The sequence below is a fragment of the Kitasatospora sp. NPDC059327 genome, assembly GCF_042752535.1.
Taxonomy (GTDB): Bacteria; Actinomycetota; Actinomycetes; order Streptomycetales; family Streptomycetaceae; genus Kitasatospora.
In genome coordinates, this window is the sequence record NZ_JBHYYB010000162.1 from 4645 (window position 1) to 13449 (window position 8805).

General features: G+C 71.7%; 9 protein-coding genes and 1 pseudogene. 7 read left to right on the plus strand and 3 right to left on the minus strand.

Annotated features, from left to right (window positions below; translation table 11 throughout):
- Positions 1–160 precede the first annotated feature (160 nt).
- The 6 genes and pseudogenes from ACFXHB_RS42365 to ACFXHB_RS42390 all read left to right on the plus strand — a co-directional run bounded on the left by ACFXHB_RS42365 (position 161) and on the right by ACFXHB_RS42390 (position 3995).
- A complete protein-coding gene (locus ACFXHB_RS42365; protein WP_380582154.1) occupies positions 161–688 on the plus strand; it encodes a DUF6879 family protein in 528 nt (175 codons plus the stop codon).
- 240 nt (positions 689–928) lie between these two features.
- On the plus strand, positions 929–1681 hold the full coding sequence (locus tag ACFXHB_RS42370) for a DUF6879 family protein (protein ID WP_380582156.1): 753 nt from the start codon (positions 929–931) through the stop codon (positions 1679–1681).
- A complete protein-coding gene (locus ACFXHB_RS42375) occupies positions 1678–2520 on the plus strand; it encodes a helix-turn-helix domain-containing protein (protein WP_380582158.1) in 843 nt (280 codons plus the stop codon). Before ACFXHB_RS42370 ends, ACFXHB_RS42375 begins: the two co-directional genes overlap by 4 nt.
- A 145-nt stretch (positions 2521–2665) precedes the next feature.
- On the plus strand, positions 2666–2827 hold the full coding sequence (locus tag ACFXHB_RS42380; protein WP_380582167.1) for a hypothetical protein: 162 nt from the start codon (positions 2666–2668) through the stop codon (positions 2825–2827).
- Positions 2828–3154: 327 nt separating this feature from the next.
- A pseudogene (locus ACFXHB_RS42385) lies at positions 3155–3427 on the plus strand (methyltransferase domain-containing protein); the annotation flags it as partial.
- 256 nt (positions 3428–3683) lie between these two features.
- A complete protein-coding gene (locus ACFXHB_RS42390; protein WP_380582169.1) occupies positions 3684–3995 on the plus strand; it encodes a hypothetical protein in 312 nt (103 codons plus the stop codon).
- A gap of 139 nt (positions 3996–4134) precedes the next feature.
- On the opposite strand, the gene ACFXHB_RS42395 is transcribed toward ACFXHB_RS42390, so the two are convergent.
- A complete protein-coding gene (locus ACFXHB_RS42395) occupies positions 4135–4875 on the minus strand; it encodes a class I SAM-dependent methyltransferase (RefSeq protein WP_380582160.1) in 741 nt (246 codons plus the stop codon).
- Between the two features lie 342 nt (positions 4876–5217).
- Here ACFXHB_RS42395 and ACFXHB_RS42400 point away from each other — a divergent pair, with 342 nt between their 5' ends.
- The gene (locus ACFXHB_RS42400; protein WP_380582161.1) at positions 5218–6339 is read left to right on the plus strand and encodes a hypothetical protein; all 1122 of its coding nucleotides are present in this window, start codon (positions 5218–5220) and stop codon (positions 6337–6339) included.
- A 72-nt stretch (positions 6340–6411) separates the two neighbouring features.
- Here ACFXHB_RS42400 and ACFXHB_RS42405 read toward each other — a convergent pair whose 3' ends face one another.
- Both ACFXHB_RS42405 and ACFXHB_RS42410 read right to left on the minus strand, forming a co-directional pair.
- Positions 6412–6885: a hypothetical protein gene (locus ACFXHB_RS42405; protein WP_380582163.1), complete on the minus strand. Its 474-nt coding sequence runs from the start codon at positions 6883–6885 to the stop codon at positions 6412–6414.
- Positions 6886–7028: 143 nt separating this feature from the next.
- A complete protein-coding gene (locus ACFXHB_RS42410; RefSeq protein ID WP_380582165.1) occupies positions 7029–8543 on the minus strand; it encodes a protein kinase in 1515 nt (504 codons plus the stop codon).
- Positions 8544–8805: the final 262 nt, after the last annotated feature.

Here is an 8805-nt window from a genome sequence, read left to right on the forward strand (position 1 = left end):
GCGCTTTCTGCCTTGCCCGGGGTCCCCGGTTGTGGCAAGTCGCCCCCCCCGACTCCCCACTCCGCCCGCAGCACCGCCCTCACGCCCCGACCGACTTCGCCACCATTCCTGCATGTCATCACGACCTCCGAGTTCGACGGCCTGATTCGAAAGGCCGTCCATGACAACCTCATCTAGGACGCTCGGAGACTGCTTCGCGGAGTTCGGCCAGGAGGCGTTCCGGCTGGAAACGCTGGACGACTACAGCCGGTCCGGTGGAGTGGACGCCTACCATGCCTTCCTCGCGGGCGAGGAGCAGCCCGCGGACTACAAGACAGCCGGGTGGGTCAAAACGGTGGCCGACGCCACGCGGGCCGGCAAGCGCATGTACCGGGTCCACATCCTCTCGCGCCCGCTCACCGACTATCTCCGGTTCGAGCTTGCCTGGGGCTATCACCGGAACATGGCGGCTGGGGAGGAGTTCTTCATCCTCGACACCACCGGTCAGGAGAACCCGGTTCCGGAGGCGCCGGACTTCTGGCTGTTCGACGACGAGACCGCAGCCGTGATGAGCTATGACGACAACGGAAGGTACCTCGGGGTCGAACTCCTTTCCGACAGCCGGATCGCCGGATTCAAGACGTACCGCGACACCGTGATGGCGCGGTCCGTACCGTTCGCCGAATGGTGGGCACAGTACGGCGAGTGAACAGGACACAGCTCGGGACGGCGCTGCGGGAACTCCGGCAGGCTTCCGGAAAGGTGCCGAGGCCGGCGAGTTCGGCCACCCCATGACCAAGGCCACCAGACTCTCAGCCCCCGTCCGGCCCTTCATCGGGCCGGACGGCGGATTTCCGCCGCCTCGGAGAATCTTCGAGAATCGACGTCCTCCCCTTCACTACCGGGCGGCATCCTGGGACAACCTGCGACGACAGCGAGGGGAACAGCTGTGGGCCGACGACTGCGCTACATCGGAAGCAACTCGGGGAACAACGGATGCCCGACGCTCTACGAAGTCGTGGAGACCGGGGACGTGCTGGTGCAGGGCGATCTCGTGACCGACCCCGAGGAGGTGGCCCAACTGCGCAAAGTCCGGCCCGGGGAAGGGTTCGTGATCGTGCCGCGTGCCCTGCTCGCCGACTTCTCCCCCCGTGACGTGGACCGGGAACCCGTGTTGATCAGCTTCGACGAGTTCGACGGCATGTTCGAGAGCTTTCAGCACACGGCCTTCCGGCTGGAGACCCGTCGCCGGTACCGCTCCGACGAGCAGACGGAGACCTACCGCCGCTTCACCGCCGGGCAAGCGGCCGGATGGGACCTGGACGATCCCTGGTGCCTTTCGCGTCGCGAGCAGGTCAGTCTCGGAAAGCGGTTCGAGCGGGTGCGGATCATGGACAACCCGCCCACCCCGGGGCAGCGGTACCTGCTCGACAACGCCGAGCGGAACGGCGCCGTGGGGGAGGACATCCGCTATCTCTGGCGCGCGGACGCCGACCGTCTGAACCTCCCGGGCGAGGACACCTGGCTGTTCGACTCGCGCGTGATCGCCCTGCTGCACTTCGACGCCGACGACGATCTGACCGGCGTCGAGCTGATCACCGACCCGGTCCAGATCGCCCGTGCCTGCCAGGTGCGCGATGCCGCTTGGCACTTCGCCGCCCCTCACCGGGCGTTCGGCACTGGAGTACCGTCCGGCGGGTGAGCACCGACTTCCAACAGGCCCGAATCGCCCTCGGTCTGCGGCTCCGCGAGCTGCGCACCGAGGGCGCTCTCACGGGCCGGCAGCTGGCCGACCGCTTGGGCTGGCCACAGTCCAAGGTCAGCAAGCTGGAGACCGGTAGACAGACGGCCACCCAGGAAGACCTCAAAGCCTGGGCCGCGGGTGTCGGTCAACCCCATGCGGCCCAGGAGTTGGCGGCGCGGTTGAGAGTACTGGAGTCGCACTCTCGCTCCTGGCGGCGACAACTCGCCGCCGGGCACCGGCCGGTACAGGACAGGCTGACGGTCGAGTACGAGCGTTCGACGGTCATGCGCGCCTGGGAGGGCTCGATGATCGTCGGAATGCTCCAGACGGCCGACTACGCCAGGCATGTCTTCGGCGCCTACGCCGACCTCCACCGTTCGCCACGCGACATCGAGGATGCCGTGCGAGCCCGTGTCCAACGGCAGGAGGCTCTGTACCAACCGGGCAAGCAGTACCACATCGTGATGTGGGAGGCCGCGCTACGTGCCCTGGTCGGTTCCCCGGCCGTGATGGCCGCGCAACTCGACCGGCTCGGCAGCGCCCTCGGTCTCAACACGCTGTCCCTCGGCGTCGTGCCGTTCGAGGCCTCGCTCAAGCTGCCCCCTGCCAACGGATTCTGGATATATGACGAGCGACTTGTCATCGTCGAGGACTGGCACGCGGAACTGTGGCTGGACCAGTCCGACAGCGTGGCGCTCTACCGGCGCGTATGGGAGGTGCTCGCCGGTGCGGCCGTCTACGGCTCGGATGCCCACAAGGTCATCACGCGGTGCCGCCGAGCTCTCGGATCCGCCTGAGAATTCCCACGAATCGTAGGCTCCGCAGCCGGAATATCCGGGAATCACGGCCCCGTCAGCGACACCCACAGGCATAGCGTGCCGACGAAGGCGCACGACGGATCGGGAGACTCACCCGGTCCGGGCGACGACGGAGGGACGAGCCGTGTCCATGCCCACGTTCAACGGCAAGCACGGCGGGGGCTCCGGCTCCGGGACCGGCGGCGGCCAGCAGGACGACTCCAACAGCGGCAACAAGCACGGCGGCGGCGGGTCCTCCGAGGGTGGCAACACCTCGGACGGCAAGGGCCCGGCGGACGGCGAGTAGCCCGTGACCGACAAGCAGCGAGCGGAGGCCGGTCGGGCCCGACTGGCCTCCGCGCTCCTCGCGAACGGGTCGCTCACCACGGACTGGCTGGCGGCCTACCACGCCGTACCCCGCCACCTCTTCGTGCCCGGAACGGTCTGGCCCGGCCGGGCCGACGGCGTACGCCAGGGCGAGGTGGTCCGCCGGGACACCGACCCGGCGGCCTGGTGGGACGTCGTCCACTCGGACGTGCCGCTCACCACGCAGTGGGACGACGGCGATCACACCGGCGACGACCGGGGAACGATCCCCACGTCGTCCAACTCCATGCCCACCATGGTGTTCTCCATGCTCGACGCCTTGGACGTCGAGACCGGCCACCGGGTCCTGGAGATCGGCACCGGAACCGGCTGGAACGCCGCCCTCCTGGCCCACCGTGTCGGGTCCGAGAACGTCGTCACCGTCGAGGTGGACGAGGACAGCGCGGCCCGGGCGCGACGTCGCCTCGCACATGCCGGGTACGCTCCGACCCCTGTGGTCGGCGACGGTGCCGAAGGCTACGCGAAGGCGGCACCGTACGACCGTGTGATCGCCACCTGCTCGGTGGGCCGCGTGCCGTATCCATGGGTTGAGCAGGCCCGACCCGGTGCGGTGATCGTCGTACCGTGGGGGCCGGAGTACGGCGGCGAGGCCCTGGCCCGACTCACGGTGGGCGACAACGGAACGGCGAGCGGCCGGCTCGTCGGCCTTCATGCGACTGCGTCGGCAACGGAGCGCCCGACCGAGCAGCTTGACGTACCTCTCCGGTCCCTGGCCCGCAGACGGAAGCCGGTCCACCACCGAGTTGTCCCCGGAGGACATCGGCGGATGGCTGGAGATGTTCGCCATCGGCCTGCAAGTCCCTGGCGTGTTCCCGCTGACCGAGCGCTACGACGACGGGTCCTACACGCTGTGGCTGCACGACACGGCCGTCACCTCGTGGACGACGGCCGACTGGGAACCGGGCCGCACTCAGTACGAGGTGGTTCAGTCCGGGCCACGGCGATTGTGGGACGAGGTGGAGGCCGCCCGGCGCTGGTGGGACGGCCGGGGACGCCCCGGATTCGACCGCTTCGGGCTCACCGTGACTCCGGACGGCCAAACCGCATGGCTGGACCGCCCGGACAACCCGGTTCCGCTCCTGGGATGACCGGCGTCCGGCCCGGCCGCGCGTCCGCGACGCGTGGCCGGGCCTCTGTGGCACTCCGCGAAGGCGCGCGGACCGCACACCTCGGCCGAGCGGCCCTCGCCCCCCGCGCGAGGGCCGCCCTCGTCTCTGCGACGCCGGATCAGGCGCGGCAGCGCAGCATCGTCAGCGGCGGGTTGGCGTGGTAGTCCGCCCAGAACTCCTCACCGTACTCGCGCACGCCGGCGGCGGAGATCTCCAGCGGCACCCAGGTGATCTCGCCGAACCCGGCCGCCTCCAGGGACTTCTCCAGGACAGACCGGCTCGGCGGGTTCGCCTCGAAGGTGATCGGCGGGTCGAGGAGCGCGGTCAGCCGCACCCGCGGCCCGATCTCCGTCTCCTCGCCGAGCGACTCGCACAGGAAGCCGTACTTGGCCAGCCCCGGGCCCTCGAACCGGAGGTCCGGGTGCTGCGTGAAGACGAAGAACTCGGCCCCGGGCGCGACGCTGCGGTGGATGTTGCGACACATCCGCTCGATGGTGGCGACGTCCTCGGCGTAGTTGAACAACTGCACCGCGATCGCGATGTCGAACGGCTCGTCGAAGGAACGCAGTTCGGCGACGTCGCCGACCTCGTAGCGCACGCCCAGCGGGTCGGCCGCCTCCAGGCCCTGGCCCGCCTCGACCATCGCGGAGGAGATGTCGACGCCGAGCACGTCGGACGCGCCGCGGCGCTTGAACTCCCGGCTGTAGAAGCCGGTTCCGGAGGCGAGGTCGAGGATCGACCTCCCCTTCACGTCGCCGACGAGGGCGAGGAAGCCCGGCACCTCGCCGTACCGGGTGAGCGGAAGGGTCTTGAAGCCCTCGAACGCCTCGCCGATCTCGTCGTACAGCTGACCACTCATCGTGGCTCTCCCCCATCTGTCCTCGGCGTCGGCCTTCGGAACAGGCCGCGGCCCTTGGCCGGAAGTCTCCCTCCCGCCGACCGCGGCGGCGTACTGGTGGAACCCCCAAATATGGGGTGGCCGAGGCCGGTGAGGTCTTCGTGTTCGTATCGAAAGCCTGCCAGGCCCGGGTGGCCAAGCTCCTCACCGCGTCGACGAGGTGATGACCACTCAGAACAGCACCCGGAGCTCCGACGCCAGAAGTCGGCGGGTCCGACGTCCCGCTCCGGCGCGCCGTCCGGAAAACCGATTGGCGCGCCGACGACGGGCTGTGATGATGCCTCCGATTCCCTCGGAGGACGCTTGATCGTTTTCGTGTGTGCGGGGTGCGGTGCCGAACTCACCGCCCCGCTGTCCCAGGTCGACCTGCCGGTCCACGCCCGTCAGTCCTACGGGAACGGGATCCAACTGCCGGTGCTCATGGAGTCCGGCACCTTCGCCGTGGACCCGGAACCCTCGGGCCCGCCGTGGCGGCGGTGGGAGGAGATCCCGCCGGACGAGGCGGCCGCCCGCGGCGTCTACGCACCGGTCTGGGCGCTCTCCGACGGCGCGCCGGGCGCGATCGTCGTGGCCCCCGGCGACGCCCACGGCACCGTACTGATCCCGGAGCATCGCGGAGACAGCTCCTGCTGCGGCCTCGACGGGGCCGACGGCCCCAACGCGGCCTGCCTGGAGTGCGCCCTGCCCGTGGCGAGCCGGATCGACGACTGCTCGCTCTGGCAGGCGATGTGGCTCGACCCGGACGCCGTCCGCCGCCGGCCCGTCGACGGCACCGACCCGGCACCGCTCTCCTGGGGGGAGCTGCTGGCAGAGGGGGACAGCACGCCCCCGTTCGAGCCGGTCCTCACCTGGGGGTCCCGGATGACGGCGGGCCACTGGTCGAACCACGTGTGGTCCTGGAGCCCCCGGTGGGAGGCGGCGGCCGGCCGCGCGCTCGCCCACCTGCTGGTGGCCTCGGAGGGCCGGCCGGTGACCGTCCCGGACGGCCTGGCCGGGGAGGTGTTCCAACGCGCGCTCGACGCCATGCTGCCCGCCGGCCCGCCCGCCCGCCGCGCCGTCCTGGCCGGACCGGGACTGCCGGCGCCCGACGGGGACGCGGACATCCTCCTCGTGCCGTCCCATCCCCGGACGGGGGAGAGCTGGTCCCCGCCCGGTACGGCGGCGTACCCGGTGCCCTTGCCGTTCGGGGTCTGGCGCCGGCTGGTCCACCCCGAGCCGGACCTCCCCGCCCCCACCTCGGGCCGACTGCCCGACGGCGTCCTCCGTGACGACTTCGACCCGCCCTCGGTGCGCCCCGACCGCCTGTTCCGGATCGACCTGGCGGTGTTCCGGCACACCCTGGTGCGGCTGCCCGCCGTGCGCGACCCGTGGCTCCGCGCGCTCCTCGACGGTCTCGCACGGCACCACCCGGCCGGCCTCTTCTAGTGCCTGACGCGGCGCTGGTTCCGCCGGCCGACCTTCGCTCTCTCCACGATGCCCCGGAGAGGGTTCCTCTCATCAGGTGAGACGATCGCGCGCCCAGGTGGAGATGCCACCGAGTTTGGCTGCCGCGGTGTCGACATCACCTGTCCGGGTGGGCTGGTCGACCTCGGGGTCGTAGCCTTCGAGGCCGCTCTCGTCCTCGATGATCCGAGCCATGCGATACGCCTCGGCCATGATCGGTAGCGCGGCCTGTCCCGGATAGCGGTAGGGGATCTCGATGGAGGCCGAGTCTCCCGCGAAGTCCACCTGCAGACGGCCGGCGGGCCCGTCGCGGCACAGGGTCAGGTCGTAGAGGTACTCCTCGGAGGTGATCGGACCTACCTCCAGTGCTACGCGCCGCGTGAGTCTGTCCCAGGCCGCACGCTGGTCGCCGGTCAGGTTCATGGGGGCGGGCTCGGCGTCCGGGTCGTAGGCGGCGTTGCGCTCCTCCATGGTCTCTTCGAACGTGCGGCCGGGCTGAACCCGCAGGAAGAAGATGTCGTAGGTCACCGTCCGCAGCCTACGGCCGCACCCCCGCCACCGTCCTCGTCGTGGCGGAACGGCGACGGGTCCACGCCGTTGACGACGAGGGGCGGCGCCTGCTGCGGATCATCCGTGGCGGCACCGGATCGCCGGGCGGCCCGGACGCCCGGTCACCCGTCCTGGTCCTGCTCGGCGGAGGCGTTGAGCGAGGTGATCAGCACCGTCAGCCGGGTGTTCCAGTTCGCGGCCGTCTGCGCGTCGATCGCGTGCTTCTTGGCGAGGTCCCGGACCGTCCGCTGGGCGTTCTTCAACTCCTGCGCGGCGTCCTCCTCCTTCCCCTGGTTGAGGCGCGAGGCCGCGTCGTCCAGGGTCCGCAGGAGGTCGAGCTGGCGGTCGCGCTCCTTGGTGACCTGGGTCTGGGCGACCACCTGACGCAGGGCGTTGAGCTGCACGGCGGGGGTCTGGCCGCGCGGCGGGGTCGGAGCGGTCGTCGGGGTGGGCGTCGGAGTCGGCGTGGGGGTCGGGGTGGGGCTCGCGGACGGCGTGGGCGTCGGGGCGGCCGAGGCGACCTTGGTCGGCTTGGGCGGCGGCGCGGCGGTGGGGGTGGCCGGGTCGTCGAAGGCGGTGAGCCCGAGCATCGCGGCGCCCGCGATCCCCACCAGGCCCAGCGCGCCGAACACCAGCGGCTTGCGCCGGCTCTCCCGGACGGGCTCGTCGTCCGCCGGGAAGGGCGCGGCCGCGAAGGGGGCGACCGGGACGGGCGCCATCACCGAGGTGGCGGCGGGCGCGGGCCGGGCGGCGACCGGCGGCAGCAGCTGGGTGGCCGCGCCGGTGGCGAGCAGCTCGCTGGTCGGGTCGGAGAAGGCCAGCCCCGGCACGGTCGCCAGCAACTCGGCGCGCGCGGCCGCACCGGTGCCGGGCCGGTCGGCCGGGTTCTTGGCGAGCAGGCGCAGCACCACCGCGTCCAGCGCCGGCGGCACCCCCGCCCGTCTCGCCGACGGCGGCAGCGGCTGCTCGGTGACGTGCTTGAACGCGATCGCCACCGGCGTCTCGGCGGTGAACGGCGGTGCGCCGGTCAGCATCTCGGTCAGCACGCAGCCGACCGCGTACAGGTCGGTGCGCCCGTCCAGCTCGGCGGCGGTGGCCTGCTCGGGCGACAGGTAGGCCGCCGTGCCGAGCACCATCGCCGCCTGGGTGAGGTTGCTGGACGAACCGGCCCGCGCGATGCCGAAGTCGACGACCTTCACCCCGCCGTCGTTGGTGATCATGATGTTGCCGGGCTTGATGTCCCGGTGCACCAGCCCCGCGCCGTGCGCGACCTCCAGCGCCTCGCAGACCGCCGCGGCGATGCCGACGGCCCGCTCGACGGGCAGGCCGGGCTGCTGCGCCAGCAGGGCGGCGAGCGACCAGCCCTGGACCAGCTCCATGACGATGTACGGCGAACCCTGGTCCACCCCGGAGTCGAAGACCATCACGATCCGCGGGTGCACCAGCATCGCGGCGTGCTGCGCCTCGCGGCTGAACCGCTCGGCGAACCGCGGGTCGTCGGCGAGGCCCCCGTTGAGGACCTTGACGGCCACCTGGCGGCCCAGCACGTGGTCCACGCCCCGCCAGACGGTGGCCATGCCGCCGACGCCGAGTATCTCGACGAGTTCGTAACGCCCGTTCAGCGCCCGTCCGATCACCTGGAACCGCTCCCCTCGGGTGCCCTGCCCACGGCCCACGGACCGCCTCGTGCACGTGTGCACGATAGCCGCCGACGCCGGCCGCCTCCCCGGGTCCGCCCGCCCGGCCCGTCTCCCCGGCCGGGGGTGCCCCGGCCCCCGACCGGACGGGCCGCCGGGAGAAGGCGGCCCGCCGGACAGGGTGGCGGGCGGGGCACCCGGGCGCGGTTCCCCGGCCGCCGGCGCGGGGTCGTGGCGGGGGGCGGGCGCGGTGGGGCCCGGG